General features: G+C 31.2%; 19 protein-coding genes. 8 read left to right on the top strand and 11 right to left on the bottom strand.

Going from position 1 to position 19678, the window contains the following annotated elements; translation table 11 throughout:
- Positions 1–30 precede the first annotated feature (30 nt).
- The 4 genes from AWE51_RS09555 to pepE all read right to left on the bottom strand — a co-directional run bounded on the left by AWE51_RS09555 (position 31) and on the right by pepE (position 4504).
- Entirely contained in the window at positions 31–453 is a 423-nt protein-coding gene (locus tag AWE51_RS09555; RefSeq protein WP_066312693.1) for a tetratricopeptide repeat protein, read from the bottom strand.
- A 24-nt stretch (positions 454–477) separates the two neighbouring features.
- The gene (locus AWE51_RS09550; RefSeq protein WP_066312691.1) at positions 478–2811 is read right to left on the bottom strand and encodes a tetratricopeptide repeat protein; all 2334 of its coding nucleotides are present in this window, start codon (positions 2809–2811) and stop codon (positions 478–480) included.
- Between the two features lie 62 nt (positions 2812–2873).
- Positions 2874–3788, bottom strand: a complete 915-nt coding sequence (locus AWE51_RS09545) for a glutaminase (RefSeq protein ID WP_066312689.1) — start codon at positions 3786–3788, stop codon at positions 2874–2876.
- 8 nt (positions 3789–3796) lie between these two features.
- On the bottom strand, positions 3797–4504 hold the full coding sequence (gene pepE / locus AWE51_RS09540; RefSeq protein ID WP_066312688.1) for a dipeptidase PepE: 708 nt from the start codon (positions 4502–4504) through the stop codon (positions 3797–3799).
- Between the two features lie 99 nt (positions 4505–4603).
- On the opposite strand from pepE, the gene AWE51_RS09535 reads away from it, so the two are divergent.
- The 6 genes from AWE51_RS09535 (at position 4604) to AWE51_RS09510 (ending at position 11532) form a co-directional block, all read left to right on the top strand.
- Positions 4604–5395, top strand: coding sequence for a peptidase associated/transthyretin-like domain-containing protein (locus tag AWE51_RS09535; protein ID WP_066312686.1), 792 nt, complete (start codon positions 4604–4606; stop codon positions 5393–5395).
- 78 nt (positions 5396–5473) lie between these two features.
- Complete coding sequence (locus AWE51_RS09530) at positions 5474–6226, top strand: peptidase associated/transthyretin-like domain-containing protein (protein WP_066312684.1); 753 nt, start codon at positions 5474–5476, stop codon at positions 6224–6226.
- A gap of 104 nt (positions 6227–6330) precedes the next feature.
- Entirely contained in the window at positions 6331–6837 is a 507-nt protein-coding gene (locus AWE51_RS09525; protein WP_066312682.1) for a DUF6702 family protein, read from the top strand.
- Between the two features lie 64 nt (positions 6838–6901).
- Positions 6902–9217: a M1 family metallopeptidase gene (locus AWE51_RS09520; RefSeq protein ID WP_066312679.1), complete on the top strand. Its 2316-nt coding sequence runs from the start codon at positions 6902–6904 to the stop codon at positions 9215–9217.
- An 89-nt stretch (positions 9218–9306) separates the two neighbouring features.
- The gene (locus AWE51_RS09515; RefSeq protein ID WP_066312743.1) at positions 9307–9600 is read left to right on the top strand and encodes a Sec-independent protein translocase subunit TatA/TatB; all 294 of its coding nucleotides are present in this window, start codon (positions 9307–9309) and stop codon (positions 9598–9600) included.
- Between the two features lie 447 nt (positions 9601–10047).
- A complete protein-coding gene (locus tag AWE51_RS09510; protein WP_066312676.1) occupies positions 10048–11532 on the top strand; it encodes a S8 family peptidase in 1485 nt (494 codons plus the stop codon).
- Between the two features lie 58 nt (positions 11533–11590).
- Here AWE51_RS09510 and AWE51_RS09505 read toward each other — a convergent pair whose 3' ends face one another.
- The gene (locus tag AWE51_RS09505; RefSeq protein ID WP_066312674.1) at positions 11591–12232 is read right to left on the bottom strand and encodes an O-methyltransferase; all 642 of its coding nucleotides are present in this window, start codon (positions 12230–12232) and stop codon (positions 11591–11593) included.
- 323 nt (positions 12233–12555) lie between these two features.
- On the opposite strand from AWE51_RS09505, the gene kynU reads away from it, so the two are divergent.
- Complete coding sequence (gene kynU, locus AWE51_RS09500; RefSeq protein ID WP_066312672.1) at positions 12556–13839, top strand: kynureninase; 1284 nt, start codon at positions 12556–12558, stop codon at positions 13837–13839.
- Here kynU and AWE51_RS09495 read toward each other — a convergent pair.
- Positions 13832–14704 carry a helix-turn-helix domain-containing protein gene (locus tag AWE51_RS09495; RefSeq protein ID WP_066312669.1) on the bottom strand — a complete coding sequence of 291 codons (873 nt, stop codon included), beginning with the start codon at positions 14702–14704 and terminating at the stop codon, positions 13832–13834. The genes kynU and AWE51_RS09495 overlap by 8 nt on opposite strands.
- A 156-nt stretch (positions 14705–14860) precedes the next feature.
- On the opposite strand from AWE51_RS09495, the gene AWE51_RS09490 reads away from it, so the two are divergent.
- Positions 14861–16021: an MFS transporter gene (locus tag AWE51_RS09490; protein WP_066312667.1), complete on the top strand. Its 1161-nt coding sequence runs from the start codon at positions 14861–14863 to the stop codon at positions 16019–16021.
- Positions 16022–16119: 98 nt separating this feature from the next.
- Here AWE51_RS09490 and AWE51_RS09485 read toward each other — a convergent pair whose 3' ends face one another.
- From AWE51_RS09485 to AWE51_RS09465, 5 genes are all read right to left on the bottom strand, one after another.
- Positions 16120–16842, bottom strand: a complete 723-nt coding sequence (locus AWE51_RS09485; RefSeq protein ID WP_066312665.1) for a hypothetical protein — start codon at positions 16840–16842, stop codon at positions 16120–16122.
- A gap of 223 nt (positions 16843–17065) precedes the next feature.
- The gene (locus AWE51_RS09480; protein ID WP_066312662.1) at positions 17066–17758 is read right to left on the bottom strand and encodes a type 1 glutamine amidotransferase domain-containing protein; all 693 of its coding nucleotides are present in this window, start codon (positions 17756–17758) and stop codon (positions 17066–17068) included.
- Between the two features lie 122 nt (positions 17759–17880).
- Positions 17881–18465 (bottom strand): Crp/Fnr family transcriptional regulator, encoded by a 585-nt coding sequence (locus AWE51_RS09475; protein WP_066312660.1) that lies wholly within the window; start codon positions 18463–18465, stop codon positions 17881–17883.
- A 65-nt stretch (positions 18466–18530) separates the two neighbouring features.
- Complete coding sequence (locus AWE51_RS09470; protein ID WP_066312657.1) at positions 18531–18899, bottom strand: cupredoxin domain-containing protein; 369 nt, start codon at positions 18897–18899, stop codon at positions 18531–18533.
- A 111-nt stretch (positions 18900–19010) separates the two neighbouring features.
- Entirely contained in the window at positions 19011–19559 is a 549-nt protein-coding gene (locus AWE51_RS09465) for a carboxymuconolactone decarboxylase family protein (protein ID WP_066312654.1), read from the bottom strand.
- Positions 19560–19678: the final 119 nt, after the last annotated feature.

The raw sequence follows: 19678 nt of genomic DNA, 5'->3' as shown, positions 1-19678 counted from the left end.
TGTCTTTTTTGGTAAAAAATAGATTTAACATTATTGTTTAGATTTTTCACTTTTCATCCAATTTATATTATTTTTAGCAAGTTGGAAGTTAGGATTTAGTTCGATAGCTTTTAAGCAATATTCGATTCCTTTGTCCCATTGTTTTAGATTTCCATACGCAATGCCAATGTTGTTGTAAGCTATACTATTTTTTGGGTTTAATTGTATTACTTTTAAATGCACTTGTATGCTCTCTTGATATTTTTTTTTATTAATTAATGCAACTCCTTTATTAATTAAGGTGCTTTCTTGGGATAATGTTTGTTTAACAGTGTTTTTACCTTTCGTATCGATAGTATTTAATCTATTCTTGTTTCTAATACTAATAAAAAGAAATACCGTAAAGGGTATAATCAGAAAAATGAGATATTCTAATAGTATGAGAATCTTTTTATTGGTTTTTCTATTGATCATTTTCTTTTTTTTGAAAGGATATATTTAATTTCCCTTATTTTTGATAGCCCAATTATAATTATTTTTTAGGAGCTCGTTATTTGGATTTATAGTTAAGCCTTGTTTACCTGCCTCAATTGCTTTGTCCCAATTTTTCAGAGAGTTATAAGCAGCACACATATTATTATATAAATTATCAGAGTTTGGGTGTGATATAATTCCTTTTTTTGTAATCTCAATACATTTTTGGTAATGTCCAAAATTGAAATACAGTAAGCCTAGATTGAGGTAATTTCCTTCATTTTGATCTTTTTCTAACAAAGAAGTAAGCTCTGTTATTTTAGTATTTCGAGTAATCGCATAGTTTAGATTGTTTTTGGCAAGATTGAAGTTAGGGATTAATAGGATTGCCTTATTACAAGCTTCTATAGCTTTTTTATATTCTCCAAGTAGATTGTATGCTGTACAGATATTATTGTAAGCTTCATGAGAATTAGGTTTAATCGCTATAACCTTATTAGCAATCTCAATACTTTTTTTGTAGTGCTTTTTTTGATAATACTTTAAGCTTAGATCTAGGTATTTTTCTGCTGTAGGGTTTTTAGAAATAGCTGCTTCTTCAGTTTCAAGTGCACTTTTTTTATCAATGCTTGATTGTAAAAAGATTTGTGATTTTGTGTCTGATTCATCTATTTTTAAAGTGCTTACTGCTATTTTTTTTAAACTTGACCAATCCTCAATAGTCAAATAGTTATCCATTAAAAGATATCTAGTTTCCATATGAAACGGAGACAATTCTGTAGCTTTAGATAGTTTTGTAATAGCTTCATTTGCTCTTCCTTTTTGAGATAAAAATCGCCCATAATAGAACCAAGAAGTATAAAAGTTGGCGCCGTGTTTAATTGCTGATTTAAAATGTTTTTCAGCTTCAGAAGCGTTTCCTTTAGCATTGTTAAGGATACCCAAGTTGATATACAAACTATGATAGTATGGTAGAAGTTTGAGCGCGCTTTTAAAATAAGACTCTGCTGTATCATAGTCCCCTTTTGCCATCAAAGTCAATCCGTAATTCATTAATCCTCTTCCATTTTTTGGACTTTTAATTGTAACATCTTTCCATAAACTTTCCTCATTGTGCCAAACCTTATTTCGTTGGTAAGTCCCAAAAGCATAAATGGATAATATGATGGCAGTACATGTAATAATATGTATGTTGATTAATTGATATTTTTCTTTTAAATATTGCAGGACTAATCCTATAGTATATCCTGTACTAATAATTAACCCAACATAGGGAAAAAACATTCGGTGATCATTCATGACTTCTGCCAATGGAATGATACTAGATGTAGGAGCAAGAGCTATCAAAAACCATAAAATCCCAAAACTAATAGGGGCATATTTTTTTGTTTTTGAAGAGAATATAGCAATAACTATTAAAGCTAATAAAACTAAAAAGCCAATTAAAAACTTAAATGACCAGATACTTTCTAACATTGTCCAATCTGTATCAGCACTAAGATGTATAGGAAAGAAAATACTTCCGAAATAGTAAGAAACTACATAAGGTTGTGTAATTAAATAATTATATGTTTTTGAAGAACCCGTACTAAAAGTCTCGGGAGTCATCATATGATGAAATACAAATAATAAGGAACAAAACAATACCGAAGGAGCGACTTTTTTTGCCATTTTTATAAAGGTATTCAAATGTTTTTTTGAAAATAAAGTTAGAAAACTCATTTTCTCTTCAAAAATAAAGACATAACAAACAAGTAAAGGGGCGAACATAATAGTCGTAGGTTTTGATAATGTACCTATGGCTACAGGGATTAAATACAGATGATATTTTTGAGCAGTCGAAGAATGTTGGTATATAACAAATGCTAACACTACAAAAAATGTAGATTGTAAGTCTGATCTGGCAATAATATAATTTACAGTTTCCGCCATTACAGGATGTAGAACATACCATAATGTTATCCCTGCGGCTATGTAATAGTTATGGTTATTATAAAATGTTAAATCAAGAATCTTGAGAGTAAAAAAGAAAATAAGTACTCCTAAAAGAAGAAATAAAATAAAAGATACTAAATGAAAGTAAAAGACCTTATATCCACCTCCTAACCAATAATCAATTGCTAATGACGTTGTAACAATTGGCCTGTAAGTTTGATTTTGAGGTAAAGAGCTTATTGTTCTACCATCGGTAAAAAAACTAGGTATGTTTTTTAAACTTTTGATATTAGGGTTTTCGGTAATAGTATGAAAATCATCAAAATGAAAAGAATTATCAAAATGATTAAGATATGTTATTGTTGTAACAATGAACATTAAAACAATAAAATACAGGTTTTTATTTTTTAAAATTGGGGTCAATTTTTATTTTTTTTAGGATTACTTAAAATTAGTGGTTTTTATGTAGCTTCCAAATTTATGGCTTAAAAAATCGAATACCCAGTTAATGTAGTTAATCGTTCAAGAGCAAACATTCCTAATTCTGAATTTCCTTTGGGGTTTAAAATGGGGCTCCAAACCGTTACAGCATATTGCCCTGGATGTATAGCTGTAATACCACCTCCAACGCCACTTTTGCCAGGTAATCCAACTCTAAAGCTAAATTCCCCGGCCTCATCATAAAAACCACATGTTTGCATTATTGCGTTAATACGTTTTATTTTTTGAGGATTAAGTATTTGGTCATTTGTAGATAATTTTTTGCCTCCGTTAGCATAGATCATAAAGGCTTTGGCTAATTCTTCACAAGACATCTCTATTGCACATTGATAAATGTAAAAATCTAATACAGTTTGAATATCATTTTTAATATTGCCAAAAGATTTCATTAAATTTAATAAAGCTGCATTACGATGGCTATATGCTTTTTCAGAATTGAATACTGCAGGATTAATGCCTATGCTCTGTTCTCCTGTTAGTTTATGTATAAATTCTAAAAATTGTTTTTTTGGATTTGCTAATTTAGATATTAACATGTCAGAAATAACTAATGCACCCGCATTAATAAATGGATTTCGAGGGATGCCATTTTCATATTCTAATTGTATTAAAGAATTAAAGGGATCTCCAGAAGGTTCCACATCTACTCTTTTAAATAATTCGTCACTATATAATGACATAGCAAGCGTTAAGGCAAATACTTTGGATATACTTTGGATAGAAAACCGTTCATTACTATCTCCAAAATAATAATGTCCCGAGTTAATACAATACAAATGTATTCCAAGTTTTTTAGGATCAATTTTTGCCAATTCAGGGATGTAAGTTGCTACTTTTCCTGTATGTTTTTTTGAAATTAATTCAAGTTGTATAGTATTAAGTATGTCTTGATATTGCACAGTATGTCTTAATTTAACGTGGATAGCGAATTTCCAGAGTCCAGTTCGTAAGGGGCTTTATTTTGTTCAAATATTCTTGCTGATAAATCACCTTCTAAAGTAATTTCTTCATCTCTTATTCTTAACCAGCTTCCTTCTCGTAAACCAACTACAGGTTGTGAATTTAAGTTATGAAATTCTTTTATTCGAGTTTCTCTTGTTTCACCTTTGTGAGTAGAGTTTGGATCTGGATCCAAATAATGTGCATTTATATTAAAAGGAAAAATACCTAGTGTTTTAAAATTTGGAGGATAAGTAATAGGCATATCATTAGTCGTTTGCATTGTGAGACCACAAATATTACTGCCGGCACTAGTTCCTAGATAAGGAGCGCCAGATAGGATAGCTTCTTTTAAAGGAGTTATAACATTGTTTCGATATAGTTGATCCACTAATAGAAAGGTATTTCCACCACCAGTATAAATGCCTTGAACATTGTTAAAAGCATCCTGAGTTGATTTGAACATGTGAATGCTAACAATCTTTTTATTAATCTTTTTAAAGATATTATTGATTCCTATCGTATACTCATCATGTGAAATCCCTCCGGGTCTTGCATAGGGTATAAAAAGTATCTCATCAACATCAGAATATAACTCAATTAATGCATCTTTTAAATACGCTAATGGTTGACTTCCATGTATTGTAGAAGTGCTTGCTATAATACAATTTCTCATTGTTTTTTAAATAAAAGTAGTTTAACGTTTTCTTATATTGAAATCCTGAGTGAAGATAAAAAAATGTAGTATCTTAATCTTGAATTTATCTTAATTGTTATGAAAATAAAATTATCTATTTTTCTTATTTGTTTTGTGTGTAGCCTTTCAATAGCTCAAATTACCTCTAGAGTAGTCATCGATGGAAAAGTAACTGTGCCTATAGGAGATAACGTCGAAGGTGTGGTTGTTTACAATAGAAGTACCAATCAAGGGACAATAACAAATAAAGAAGGTGTTTTTAAAATTAGTGCAGGAATTAGTGATAGAATTGAAGTAGTTGCAATGCAATTTCAGCATTTTATTGTATTAATCGATAAGGGTATTGTGGATACTAAGCGATTAAATATTTTTCTTAATGAAACAGTGACTCAATTAGAAGAAGTAGTTGTAACTCCATATGATTTGTTAGGAAATGTATCTGTTGATGTAAAAAAAATAGGTATTTCTGAAAGCGGTATTGGAAGAGTTGCAGAAGAAACCTCTAAGAGGATTAATGATGTTGAATACGATTTTAGACAAGACGAACTATCCACCCTTGAGAACACTGTTTTTTTAGAAGATAGAATGATTAATGGATTAAATTTTGTTAATCTATTTAAATTGGCTTTCAATACTAAAAATAAATCTAAAAAAGAACTTGAAGAAAAAGATATTGATGTTCAAGTAAGAAATGTATATAATGATGATTTTTTTAAAAACTATCTGGCTTTAGAAATTCATCAAATCAATGATTTTATATTTTTTGCAGAAGATAATGGCTTAAATACTTCTTATTTTAAAACAGGAAAAGAACTTGATCTTCTTCAGTTTTTGGTGTATCAAAGTAAATTATACAAACAACGACAATAATAGTGTAATATCAAGATTGTTCGATCGTCCTTATAGTTGACCTTTACAGTTAATAAATACTATAGTAAGGATGATTATATGATTAGATTAGTACCATTTCTTTTTATACTAAGTACACTACATACTTTCTGCCAATCAGAAACTTTAGAAGGTATGATTTTGGCAGATTCTCTACAAGGATATGCTATCAATATTGTAAATTTCACCAAAGAGATTGGAACAACAAATGATGAAAAAGGTTTTTTTAAAATTCCGGCATCACAAGGAGATTCTATAGTTTTCTCATCTGTGCAATATGAGACATTATCTCTTATTGTTGAGACAAAAAATTTAGGAAGAGAAAACAATAAGATTAGGTTGACGTCAAAGGTGCAACAATTAGAAAAAGTAAAAATTAGTAATATTGAACTCTCGGGTAATCTAAACAGTGATTCTAAAAACATAGAAATTCTTCCTTTTGTAGATAATAAAATATTAGGACTTCCATTTAGCGATAAGCCTCAACCTACATTAATTGAGAGAAGAATTTATACCGCAAGATCAGGAATACTTGAACTTCCCATTAATTATCTTAATGGCAAATTGAAAAAATTGAAACGAATTAAAGCGTTAGAAGATTTAGATAAGATAGTTTTGAAAGGGGAGCAAACATTTGATACTGTTTTTTTTATTGAAGAGGCAGGAATCCCCGAAGATTTAATATCTGATTTTATGTATTATTGTGCAGAAGATGATTATTTTAAAGACTTATTGGTAAATACAAAAAGACTTAGTCTTTTAGAGTTTTTTAAAGAAAAATCAATAGCATATAAAGCATATAAAAAAATATAAACAAATTTCTACACATGGCTTTTTTCTTAGATAATTAACTTTGGCATGATTTTTTGAATCAGATTCTTAAAATTAAGTACATTTATCACTTGCAAAGCAAAAAAATGAAGAAGACCATATTATTTTTTCTAATTCTGGGATCAATTACTCTAAGCTCTTATACAGTACATAAGTTTTATGTTAGTGTTACTCAGATAGAACACAATAAAGAACAGCAAACATTACAGATAATATCAAGGGTTTTTATTGATGATATAGAAGATCTATTAAAAATTAGGTATGACGAATCTTTAACAATCGATACCACAAAGGATGATCCTAAGTTGGATGAATATTTAAAGAAATATCTTGATCAAAAAATAAAGATTAAAGTTAATGATAAAGATATAGCATTTAATTTCCTAGGGAAAGAGTATGAAGATGATCTTATGATATGCTATTTGGAGGTTCAAAATATCAGTTCTTTAGAAGAAATTAATATTTCAAATGAAGTGTTAATGGATGTTTTTGAAGAACAACAAAATATAGTTCATGTAAAGAAAGAAAATCAACGTAAAAGCCTTATTTTAGAAAAAGGAAAAAGCGAAGGGCTGTTAAATTTTAGTGAATAAATCATTAAAACTTTAAAAAACAGTTATTTTGCAGTTTATTTTTAGTTAAAACAACACATCTCAAATGAAAAAAATCCTGTTTACCCTGTCAATGAGTATTTTCTTGTCAGGAACTATGGTGTATGCTCAGAATAATGAGCAATCTAAAAACACTCGTGAATTAGGTCACACTAATCAGAATAAATTTAAACAAATGTATGAGGAGTTTGCAACTCCAAATATGTATCGTACAGCTTCCGGAGCTCCTGGTTCTGCTTATTATCAACAACAAGCAGACTATAAGATGGATATCGAACTTGACGATAAAAATAAAAAGTTAAGTGGTAAAGAAACAATTACCTACACAAATAATTCTCCTGATCATTTAGAATTTTTATGGGTTCAGTTGGATCAAAATATGAGAGCAAAAGATTCTAAAACGCCATTGATTCAAGGTAGTGGTGTTAATCCAGCAAGTTCTCCAAAAGGTTTTTTTACTCAGTATCTTTCGGATCCATTTGATGGAGGCTTTAATATAACTGCAGTAAAAGATGCCAATGGTAAACCATTACAACATACAATCAATCGCACGATGATGCGAGTAGAAATGCCTAAAGATTTAGCTCCTGGGGGTAAATTCGTTTTTTCTATTGATTGGTGGTACAATATCAATGATCATGTAAATGGTAGAGGTAGATCTGGATATGAAGAATTTGCAGACGGTAACAGAGCTTATGTTATTGCTCAGTTTTACCCTCGTATGGCAGTATACAATGATGTAGAAGGATGGCAAAACCATCAATTTTGGGGTAGAGGAGAGTTTGCATTGCCATTTGGTAATTTTGAAGTAAATATTACTGTTCCTGCAGACCATATTTTAGATGGTACAGGAGTACTAGTAAATAGAAAAGAAGTATTCTCTAAGGATATGATGAGTCGCTATGAAAAAGCGAAGAAATCATATGATACACCTGTAATGATTGTTACTCAGGATGAAGCTGTAGCAAAAGAAAAAGTATTTTCTGAAAAGAAAAAGACCTGGAGGCTTAATGCAGAGATGGTACGTGACTTTGGATTTGCAACTTCAAGAAGATTTTTATGGGACATGATGGCTGTTAAAATTGGAGATAGAGATGTAATGGCAGTATCAATGTATCCAAAAGAAGGAAATCCACTTTGGGAAGATTGGTCTACTAAAGTTGTAGCAAGTACCCTTAAATCCTATAGTCGTATGACATTTGATTACCCTTATCATAAGGCAATTTCTGTTCATGCTAAAAATCAGGGTATGGAGTATCCTATGATTTGTTGGAATTATGGAAGACCAGATGCTAATGGAGCATATAGTGACCGAACAAAATATGGAATGATGAGTGTTATTATTCATGAGGTTGGTCATAACTTTTTTCCAATGATTGTAAATAGTGACGAACGTCAATGGACATGGATGGATGAAGGTCTTAATACTTTTGTGCAATATGTAGCCGAACAAGATTTTGGAGAATGGTATCCAAAGGCATTAGGAAAGGATAAGGCATATCCGTCAAGACGTGGACCTGCTCAAAAAATTGTTCCGTATATGAGTGGAAACCAAAACCGTCTTTCTCCTATAATGACGCAGTCAAACAATATTCATCAATTTGGACCAAATGCATATGCTAAACCAGCTACAGGACTTAATATACTAAGAGAAACTGTAATGGGTAGAGAGCTATTTGATTATTCATTTAGAACCTATTCACAACGTTGGATGTTTAAACATCCAACGCCAGAGGATTTCTTTAGAACTATGGAAGATGCTTCTGCTGTTGATTTAGATTGGTTTTGGAGAGGATGGTTCTACACAACAGATTACACAGATATCGGTGTTAGTGATGTAAAGAAATTTGTAGTGTCAAAAGTACCAACACTTGAAGCGCAACAGTTTGCTGCCACAGATAGAAGTTTACGATTTGCTAATCCTTCAGATTTAGTGGTAATGGTAGAAGAAGGAAGTAAAGATTATACAAGAATTAAGGCTAATGACGGTATCATTGAAGATGCAAAAACATTAAAAGAATATTTAATGGATAACTTTTCTGCTGATGAAAGAGATAGAATGAAAAGTCCAAAATATTTTTATGAAATTACTTTTGAAAAACCAGGTGGACTAGTAATGCCCTTAATCGTTGAATATACATATGAAGACGGCACCTCAGAAACTGTAACGTATCCAGCTCAGATTTGGCGTAAAAATGATGCTACAGTTAAAAAGGCACTCGCATCAGAGAAAGCAATTTCTAAAATTGTAGTAGACCCTAAACAAGAAACGGCAGATATTGATACATCAAATAATAGCTGGCCTAAAGGAACACAAGTAGGTAAGTTTGAAAAATTCAAGAGTAAGGTTAAAGGTCAATAAACTAATAACCAAAAAAAAACATAAATATAGCCATCCCTGTATATAGGGATGGCTATTGTTTTATGGATATTGTATATATTTGTATTGTTATGATGACTTTACCTTTATTTATTAGCGGAACAGAAATAACTTTTATAGTTTTTATACTCGTAATGGTGTTTGGAGCGGATAAAATTCCTGAAATAGCACGTGGGTTAGGCAAAGGTATGAGGGTGATTAAAGATGCTACCAATGATATCAAGACAGAGATAACCAAAAGTGCAGAGAAACATGGTCTTGATACAGATATTACTTCTTCGATAACTACAGATATTAAAAAAGAAATAGACCAAGTTAAAGATGATATTAATGAAATTACTGGTCCAGTTAAAAGAAAATTCTAAGGTATACTATAGAACCACTTCATCGTTTTTTTTATAAACTCTACTTCTCTACATTCTAAATTTCCTTTAAACAGTGTTTTAGATTCTTATAGCACAAGCTAATAACGATTCTTATATTTTCCAGTATTTTTTTAGGATTAAATACTTGTCAATTTTATCAATACACTAAAATACCTACTTTTTTTTTTAATAATTTTTATATAGATAAGCCTTTTATAAAGAGGTCAATGTTTACTGGGGTTTCAGGGAAAAATTTTCTTAAAATTTAGTGTTATGCAAGCATAATATTGAAGTTTTAACTGATTATTTGTTAAAATTAATGTCAATAATTTGAAGATTATTTAATATATTAGTAACTTAATTATATAAATGATAATTATCTGTACTTTTTTTGTGGATTTGTCATTTGTTAATTTTATACACAAACTCATAAATTTTATTCTAAAAATGAAAAAGATTATTCTCTTTACTTTAGGTATGCTTCTTATTATTTCTTGTTCTAAAGAAGACCCTACTAATATGACAGAACAGACCCTTGAATCTTTGGATACGCAAAGATTGCTTTCAACAAAAGAAATTAATTCATTTATTGATGCAGAACTTAAAAAAGGGAATCAAGATATTTGGCGCAATGCATCTGCACAAGTATTATGGAGTGCAGCGGTGCAAGGTAATGAGGTCTTAAGTGTAGGTTTTGGTAATAAAGGAGAATCGTTTTCTGAAAATAGATCTCCACGACTTTTAGAAATTATTGAAAATATTTCAAATGTTGTAGCATCAAACGAAAAAACAACAAAATCTGAAGCAATTCGAGCGGCTGATCAAATTCTTAATGTGATAGATGTAAATGTAACCAATCTAAAGACTGTTGAAGAATTACTTAAACTACCGGGTATTAGATATATAGAACCAATAGGTTATGCAGAATACAACAAAAGTTTGCAAAAATCTGCCGGTTGTAGTCAAGAAGGACAAAATATTAATGGAAATGATTACCGAATGATTTCTCCTAATACACAATTACCATGGAACTATGATATTCATAAAATACCACAAGCTTGGAATTATAGTACAGGATCAGGAATTACTGTAGGGTTAATTGATACTGGATTATCGGCGAATCAAAATTTACTAGGAAGTGGCTTTAATGATGGCGTATCGAGTGGAAGAAGCGTACAACGTTTTGGTACGTATATAGACTCAATTTGGTGGTGGTCCAATAATCTAGATGGTCCTAATGATCGATGTGGTCATGGTACGCAAATGGCTTCTGCTATAGCTTCTCCTCGTAATGATAATGGTATGCCAGTTGGAGTAGCTTATAATTCGAATTTAGTAGCTTATAGAGGAACATCAGATGTATTGCTAGACGATTATCATGAAAGAAAAGGTGTGAGTAATGCGTTGAGAGCTATGGGAGATCGAAGCGATGTTAAAATAATTTCTATGTCTATAGGTTGGGTTTTTAGTATTGGTAATATTAAAGATGCGGTTCGATATGCGCATAGTAGAGGTAAATTAATTATTGCAGCAGGAGGTACTTCAACTTCATTTACAAATTTTGTTGGAGTGATTTTTCCGGCAAACATGAATGAAACAGTTGCAGTTACAGGTTTAAGAGATGATGGTTTACGATGCAGTAATTGCCATGATGGTAGTAAGATCGATTTTACGTTAATTATGCAAAGAGCGGGTAATAGTGATAGAAATGTACCCGTATTAGGATTTAATAATGGTACGAGGTCATATGTAGGTGGATCTTCTGTAGCAACAGCTATGACTGCTGGTATTGCGGCATTAGTATGGGCACGTAACCCTAATATGTCAAGAGAACAAGTACTAGATAAATTAAAACGAGCTGGGGCAAATTACCCTAATCGTAATAGTAAATTTGGTTACGGAAATATTGATGCACTTAAAGCGGTACAATAGGTAAAATAGTAATTGTGAGATATAAAGAGGTGAAGAATATCGATTCTTCATCTCTTTTTTATAGTACCCTACTTATCGTTAAACCATCTCGAATAGGCAATACTACCGTTTCTATTCTTTTATCTTCTACAAGTAATGTATTGTATTCTAAAAGAGCTTTTGTAGAAATGTCATCTTGTTGAATTTTCTCAATAACTTTTCCACTCCATAAAACATTATCTGATAATATAACTCCGCCTTGATTCATTTTATTAATAATGATATCAAAATAAACAGGATAATTCGGTTTATCAGCATCTATGAATACTAAATCAAAAGTAAGATCAAGATTTGGGATAATAGTAGTAGCGTCTCCAATGTGTTGACAAATTTGCTTTCCAAAGGGAGAAAGGTTAAAATACTTTCTCTGAAAGTCTTCTAATTCCTCATTAATATCTATAGTGTGTAATACTCCATCTTGTTGTATGCCTTCTGCTAAACATAAAGCAGAATACCCAGTATAGGTGCCAATTTCTAATATGTTTTTGGGATTTATAAGTTTAGACAACATACTTAAAACTCGGCCTTGATAAGGGCCGCTAAGCATTCTGGGTTGTAGTATCTTTTGGTAGGTTTCTCTTGTGAGCTGTTGTAGTAATTCGGGTTCTTTTTCAGAGTGTTGTACTACATAGTCGTCTAGTGCTTCTGGGATGAAGTGCATGTCCTTTACTTTTTTGCAAAAATAACATATTTACATTTAAAAAATAATAGTAAACAGAAGTCGAATCATGATAATTAAGGCTTCCGTTTAGTTCGTATTAGATAAAAAGATGTTTTTCTAACATCCTACATACCTAATGATTATTAACTTTTTTAATTAAAAATCAATGTGCCAACAAGCGCTAAGTACGTGTGTCATAGCTTAATCATTGTCATCAGTAATGCAACCTCCACATTTATCAATTATACATTCGGCATCTGTATCTCTGTCATGAATTGACGATTCTCAAATCAAATACGTATTTTTGAATCAAAACGCTAAGAATGTACTTCGAAAATACTAGAGAATTTGCCCAGAAACTTGATCAAAAAGATCCCTTAAAAAAGTACAGGGATCAGTTTCTTTTTCCTAAGGTAAACGATAAACGGGTACTATATTTTACTGGGAATTCTTTAGGACTTCAACCCAAAAATACCCGACAGTTCGTTAATGATGTAATGAAAGATTGGGAAGAACTTGCAGTAGAAGGACATTTTTATGCTCAAAAACCATGGTGGGATTACCATGAGCGTTTAGCAAATCCTCTTAGTAAAATAGTAGGAGCAAAACCCGCTGAGATTACTGTAATGAATACACTTACGGTTAACCTACATTTATTAATGGTTTCTTTCTACAGACCTAAAGGAAATAGATATAAGATCATTTGTGAAGAAAAAGCATTTCCTAGCGATCAGTATATGCTTCAGAGTCAAGTGCGTTTTCATGGGTATGAGCCCGATGATGCTATTATCGAAATTAAGAAACGCGATGGGGAACATAATTTTCGAACAGAAGATATTCTTAAGACCATAAAAGAAGTTGGAGATGAATGTGCATTGATACTTATTGGTGGTGTAAACTATTATACCGGTCAGGTCTTTGATATGAAGACAATTACTAAAGCTGGCCATGATGTTGGAGCTTTTGTAGGGTGGGATCTTGCGCATGCTGCTGGGAATATTAAACTTGACTTGCATAATTGGGATGTAGATTTTGCTGCTTGGTGTAGTTATAAATATATGAATAGTGGACCCGGTAATGCTTCAGGATGTTTTGTGCATGAACGGTTTCATAACCAAAAAGAAATACCTCGATTCGAAGGATGGTGGGGTACAAGTAAGGAAACTAGATTTTTAATGAAACCAGAGTTTGAACCTATGGCAAATGCAGATGCTTGGCAACTAAGTAATGCTCCGGTATTGTCTTTGGCACCATATCTGGCATCTTTAGAAATGTTTGATGAGGTAGGAATGGATGCGATCATAGCAAAAAGAAATCAAATAGTAGCATATTTAGAATATATTCTCAAAGAAATAGATGAACAAGTAGAGAGTTCATTTGAAATTATTACCCCTTCTAATCAAGAAGAAAGAGGGACACAACTATCTGTGTTTTTACATGGAGAAGGAAGAAAGTTGTTTGAGTATCTTATGAAAAAAGGAGTTATTGTAGATTGGAGAGAACCCAATGTAATTAGACTTGCACCTGCACCATTATATTGTTCTTACAGTGATATGTATGAATTCGGACAAATATTAAAAGAAGGTATTCTTAATAAAGTTAGTTAATCCTATTTTGTTTTATTAGTAATTGTTTTGTGAATTTAGAGGGAGAAGTACCTGTGTATTTCTTAAATTGTTTTGAAAAGTATGAAGGATCATTAAAACCACATTGATACATTACTTCTGCTATGGATATATCATGATGTTGAAAATATTCTTGCGCCTTTTTTATTCTAAATTCATTTAAAAAATCAATAAAATTCCTGTTAGTTACGGTTTTAAACATTCTACAAAATGAGTTTGGAGTTAATCCTAAACGTTTGGCTAATGATTCTGATCGTATTTCTACATTATAATGATCATTTATATATTGATATACTTTTGCAATTCTTTCTAACGAATGTTTATGAATATCTAAAGACAGTTGAGTTTTTAGTATAACACTCTGATCTTTGCAAACAGAAAGTTGATACAATATATTCATAAAATTAATGAGCCTTTCTGTGTTATTTTGTTTACCAAACTTTAAAAATTGCGATGATAGTCTTTTATGTACTTCAGAAGAAAATATAACACCGTTTCTTGAGTGTTCAATAAATTTTAATACGGTTTTGAATTCTGGGAAGTGAGATAGTTTTTCATGAATAAAACTTTCGGGAAACTGTATGACAACTTCAATATTGTTTTTAAATTGACTGTTTCCAAAGGGCATATGTGGGATATTAGGCCCAAGAAAAACAAGTAACCCGTCATGGTAATTTTCAAAATGAGAATCTATTTGTAAACTACCACTTCCACTTTTAATAAAAACAAGTTCATATTCTGGATGTAAATGCCAACTAACAATATCGCATTGTGATTTATCAGTATAACTTTCAATTTTTAAGGACCGTGATTGATCAAAATAGATGTTTTCATATGAGATTTTCATAAAATAAAATTATCATTTTATTTTTAATAAATGTATATCAAGGAATGTTTTGTCTTAGTATTTGAATATTTTGTTTTACCCAACAAGAAACATGGTGCTTAATTTTGATGCTTTAGTTTAGAACTTGATATCATTTACGTTTAAGAATTTGTAGTTATGAACTCATTGCAATTAATTTTAACAAAATCTCGCTATTTAGGCCCTGCTTGGGTGTTTGCATCGCTAAATATAATGACAGGCACCTGGGTGCTTTATATTCCTAAAATAAAAGAGACATTAAATATTGATGATGCTCAATTGGGTATCGCATTATTTTGTTTTGCTTTAGGAACACTCACGGCTATACCGTTTTCTTCTAAATTGATTAAGAGAATAGGAGTAGGCAAAATGACACTTATTGGAATAATTATGTATTCAATATTGTTTTTAGTTCCGCTAATTGCTCCAAGTTATATAATGCTTTGTCTTTCACTTTATATTGTTGGAATATTTGGTTGTCTTACAGATATATCTATGAATGCTTTAGTCTCTGATATAGAACAAAAGGATAATGTTCATTTCATGTCGGCATCACATGGTTTTTTTAGTCTAGGAGGTGTTATAGGTGCGGGTATTGGCAGTTTTTTGATAGAATATATAAAAGTGCCTGTTACTCATATGGCTTTTGCCATGATTTTTGTAATAATTACAAATGTAATATTAGCAAAAGTGTATTTGACTATTCAGGGAAAAAAAGAGTCTAATACTAAAAAATCAAAACCATTTGAGTTAATGAAACCCCTTTTTGGTTTTACTATTATTGCTTTTTTAATAATGGGTAGTGAAGGTGCGATTGAGCATTGGAGTAAGTTATATCTTCAGGATATTGTCTCGGTTACTTCAGAAAAAATTTCAGGTTTTGGATTTGTGGCTTTTTCTGCAATGATGACGCTAGGAAGATTTTTTGGGGATGCTGTTAGTAAACGTTTTGGGTCTTTTGTTATTATTATAGGGGGATGTTTAATTAGTATATTAGGTTTTATAGCTGTATTATCGGCTCAATTACTAATTACAATCATAGGTTTTGGTCTTGTTGGATTAGGTTTCTCTGTTGTTATTCCCGAATTATTCAGGTTGGCGGGGAGAGCCAAAGGAATTTCTTCTGCAGAGGGGATATCATTTGTAGCCGGTTTTGGTTATTTAGGCTTTTTATTAAGTCCGCCAGTGCTTGGTTTTATATCCAAATTAGAAAGTCTTAAATTAAGCTTTACAGTGTTGCTTATAGCTAGTTGTATAGCCATGATCATTACACTTTTTTTGAATAGAAAGCAAGGCTAGTAGAGCGTTGCTTAATATGATTAAGTAATTTAATAAATAACCTCAAAGATATTATCATCTTTGAGGCTAGTATTAACGTTTAAATTGGTTATTAAGTTTTAGTCTGTAATTACTTCAACTCCTGTAAAATACAATTTCCAATTACCTTTATTTATTTTATAAGTTTGAGCAATTTTGATTCCGTTATAATTTTTATAATCTTCCCATGAAGTTATAAGAGAAGGTTCAGGAGTGTTACCTTGTCTAAACACCCATTCTTTAATTATAAAATCACCTTCAAAATAAAAATCATAGGCATCTCCAGGTGTATATCCTCCTTTATCTTTATAGACAATAGTTAATTTTTGCATTTCAGTATTGCTTATAGGAGCAGTTGCTTTTATTTGATGTTCAGAAGTAAAACTCTCTGCATCCCAGATAAGATTATACGGGGTTAATAGCCAATATTTATCATTAATAAATCCTCTGTCAACTTTTGTCGTTATACTATCCATGTTTGCCCTATTATAGGTTATGGTATCTTTTTGAGAAGTTAATGTTACTATATCCTCTTTGGGTTTCCAGGTCCATGAACGTTCAGAATGAATAGTATCACGATCTATATTGAATGTAAATTTAATTTGAGACACTTTATCCCAGTTTTTAAAACCATTTGCATATGCAATTGCTTCTGCTGTAGTTGTAATTTTTTCTTTAGTATCGGTAATAGGTTCTGGGTTTTTAACCTCTGTTTCATCCTCGTAACTTTGAGTTTGTTTCACCTCATTTTTACAACTAATACCTGTTAACAATACTAATAGTAATGCGATTATACTTTTCATTTTAGTTTAATTTTTTGCAAAAGTAGAGAAAAGATCAGATTGTCATAATTTACAGCACTTTGTGTTGAAGTTTTTAACAGAACTTTACAAAATGATACGCCGATATAATGTTATGCAAGAGATAAATAATACTATAACTTATATACGTTGTTTGTTTTGAAAAAGAAAACCTTGCTGATAACGTAAAACAGCAAGGTTAAACTCTTTAATATGTATTACTTTATTAATTGACTTGTACAGCTTCTAAGGTTTTCTTTGCAGCTAATACAGAGGATTGAGGATTTTGTCCTGTAATAAGATTTCCATCTTCAATTACAAACTCACTCCAGTCTTCACCTTTGCGATAGATTGCCCCATCATTAGTAAGTTCAGTTTCAAGTAAAAAAGGTACTACCTCTGTTAATTGTACAGCGGCCTCTTCAGTATTTGTAAACGAAGTAAGTCTTCTTCCTTTTACAAGAGGGGTATTATTATCTAACATAACCCCTTTTAAAGCGGCTACTCCATGACATACTAATCCGATTGGTTTATCTTCTGTATTGAATGCGGTAATTAATTTTGCAACTTCAGAGTTATCACTTAGATCCCACATAGGACCATGACCACCAGGAAAAAATAAGACATCATATTCAGATGGATTGATGTCTGATATTTTTTTTGCATCTTGAATAGCTGCTGTGGCTACTGTATCATTATTGAATTGTTTTGTATATTCTGTTTGCCAATCTGGCTGCTTACTTGTTGGATCTAAAGGTACAATGCCTCCTTTTGGTGAAGCAATTGTTACTACTGCACCTTCATTAATAAAATTATAGTAGGGGGCAGCTAATTCTTCTAACCAAACTCCAGTTTTTTCTCCTGTATTACCTAGTTTATCGTGTGACGTTGTTACGATTAGTACATTTAAGTTTTTCATTATATAAAAGGTTTTAAATTATTTGTTTTTATATCAATTCAGAATATTAATTGGATTACTGAATGAGTTTACAAATTTCGTAAACCTTCAAATAAAATGTAGTTGATCTTTGTTATGAAATTTTATTGACCTATGTTAAGAATTTGCCTACGAAGACGACTTAAACTCTCTGGTTTGATACCAAGATAGTTGGCTATGTGGTAATTGGATATGCGTTGTTCTATGTTAGGATATGTTGATAAAAACTCTAGGTATCGTTCTGCACTTGTTTTTTCTAAAGCAGATAATATTCTATCCTGAAAAGCAACAAATGCATTTGTAAGTTTTATGCGAAAGAAACGTTCTAAATTTGGAATCTCGAGAAAGAGTATTTCCAAATCTGACTTTTTGATTCCGATTAACTCTGTGTTCTCGATACAATCTATTGTTAATCTTGCTTTTTCTTCTTTAAAAAAAGCTTTAAAGTCGCTAATCCACCAATCTTCAACTGCAAACTGAACGATATGCTCATTCTCATCTTTATCAATATGGTAGGCTTTAAGACATCCTTTGATAACATAATATTCGTACTGAACATCATCACCTTCTTGGATTAGGTATTGTTTTTTCCGAAGTTTCTTATAAATAAGCAGACTTGTAAACCGATCCCATTCTTTTTGAGTTAGTTGAATGTGTTTTGCAATATGTTGTTCAATTTCTGAATACATATCGCTAAAATAAACAAAAAAAGCTTCCTGTTACGGAAGCTTTTTTTATCTAATTTCTAAGATAATTACTCTACAGTAAGAGTATATGCTGGTGTTTTATTTAAAGGACAAAAGTACTCGTATTCTCCTTTTTTAAGAGTAACAGTTTTAGAACTTTCAGTCTTTCCGTCAGCAACTACTTTAGTTACGTATGCTTCTTTTATATGATTTTTAGCATCAGATGCGTCTTGACCTTTCTTTACTAGTACAAAACCTACATCAGTACCTACATTATTATTAGAGATGTTAAAAACATAACTTCCTTCTGATAATGTAATTCCTTTTTGAGTAAATTCTCCTTTTGTTTGCTCTAAAGAAACAGTTTTTACTTCTTGAGCAGTTGCGCTAAATGTGATAGCTAAAATAAATGTTAATGCTGTGATTACGTTTTTCATGGTTTTACTAATTTAATTTAAATGATTTTTATTAATTACTTGTTTGTTTTGTCATAAAAAAATGAGAACCTTACTTAGTTATGACAATTTTTTATTTATTTTTTTTACTCCTTATGCATTTGCCGCTTCAAGTGGCTGTGCTTCTGGGAAATCAACAGGTACTTGTGTAGTTTTGTGTAGATAATTACTTATTGTTTTGTCACCTACTAATGAAATTACATCTATAACGCTACCTTTAGTGTATCCTGCGTTTAAAAAGTTTTCTAATACCTCTGTGTCAGTTGCCCCTCTGTTTTCTGTAATATTTCTTGATAATTTAGCTAGTGCGTCTAATTTAGTATCAAAAGAAGCTTTTCCTTGTCTTAGTTCTAAGATTTGTTCTTCAGAAAATCCGTTCATTTTCCCAATAGCTGTGTGGGCAGATAAACAATATAGGCAATTGTTAACTTGGCTAACAGCAAGATTTACAACTTCTTTTTCTTTGGCAGATAGAGATGTTTTGGCATTAGAGAAGTTTAAATAATTTTCTAAAGCAGTGTCACTATGTGCATATGTTGCAAATAAATTAGGAACAAAACCTAATCCTTTATTCAGGTTATCAAATATCGCTTGATTATTTGCGCTTACTTCTTCTCTTGTTGGAACATTAAATGTGCTCATAATTATATATTTTATTTTTTTAAATGTTTGTTTTATTTGATGATACAAAGATCAGGTAGATTTGGATGAGAAAGAATGAATGTTTTTCCCGATAACTTGTCAAATCTTCCTGACCTTAA

Origin of the sequence: Aquimarina aggregata, assembly GCF_001632745.1 — a bacterium.
Lineage (GTDB): Bacteria > Bacteroidota > Bacteroidia > Flavobacteriales > Flavobacteriaceae > Aquimarina > Aquimarina aggregata.
The sequence above is the reverse complement of the archived record's forward strand: the minus strand, read 5'-3'. Positions and strand labels throughout refer to the sequence as shown.

Bases quoted from the DNA above. Each gene is read 5' to 3' on its own strand.
- AWE51_RS09555 (WP_066312693.1), bottom strand. From the start codon at position 453: ATGATCAATAGAAAAACCAATAAAAAGATTCTCATACTATTAGAATAT.
- pepE (WP_066312688.1), bottom strand. From the start codon at position 4,504: ATGAGAAATTGTATTATAGCAAGCACTTCTACAATACATGGAAGTCAA.
- AWE51_RS09535 (WP_066312686.1), top strand. From the start codon at position 4,604: ATGAAAATAAAATTATCTATTTTTCTTATTTGTTTTGTGTGTAGCCTT.
- AWE51_RS09530 (WP_066312684.1), top strand. From the start codon at position 5,474: ATGATTAGATTAGTACCATTTCTTTTTATACTAAGTACACTACATACT.
- AWE51_RS09525 (WP_066312682.1), top strand. From the start codon at position 6,331: ATGAAGAAGACCATATTATTTTTTCTAATTCTGGGATCAATTACTCTA.
- AWE51_RS09520 (WP_066312679.1), top strand. From the start codon at position 6,902: ATGAAAAAAATCCTGTTTACCCTGTCAATGAGTATTTTCTTGTCAGGA.
- AWE51_RS09515 (WP_066312743.1), top strand. From the start codon at position 9,307: ATGATGACTTTACCTTTATTTATTAGCGGAACAGAAATAACTTTTATA.
- AWE51_RS09510 (WP_066312676.1), top strand. From the start codon at position 10,048: ATGAAAAAGATTATTCTCTTTACTTTAGGTATGCTTCTTATTATTTCT.
- AWE51_RS09505 (WP_066312674.1), bottom strand. From the start codon at position 12,232: ATGCACTTCATCCCAGAAGCACTAGACGACTATGTAGTACAACACTCT.
- kynU (WP_066312672.1), top strand. From the start codon at position 12,556: ATGTACTTCGAAAATACTAGAGAATTTGCCCAGAAACTTGATCAAAAA.
- AWE51_RS09495 (WP_066312669.1), bottom strand. From the start codon at position 14,704: ATGAAAATCTCATATGAAAACATCTATTTTGATCAATCACGGTCCTTA.
- AWE51_RS09490 (WP_066312667.1), top strand. From the start codon at position 14,861: ATGAACTCATTGCAATTAATTTTAACAAAATCTCGCTATTTAGGCCCT.
- AWE51_RS09485 (WP_066312665.1), bottom strand. From the start codon at position 16,842: ATGAAAAGTATAATCGCATTACTATTAGTATTGTTAACAGGTATTAGT.
- AWE51_RS09480 (WP_066312662.1), bottom strand. From the start codon at position 17,758: ATGAAAAACTTAAATGTACTAATCGTAACAACGTCACACGATAAACTA.
- AWE51_RS09475 (WP_066312660.1), bottom strand. From the start codon at position 18,465: ATGTATTCAGAAATTGAACAACATATTGCAAAACACATTCAACTAACT.
- AWE51_RS09470 (WP_066312657.1), bottom strand. From the start codon at position 18,899: ATGAAAAACGTAATCACAGCATTAACATTTATTTTAGCTATCACATTT.
- AWE51_RS09465 (WP_066312654.1), bottom strand. From the start codon at position 19,559: ATGAGCACATTTAATGTTCCAACAAGAGAAGAAGTAAGCGCAAATAAT.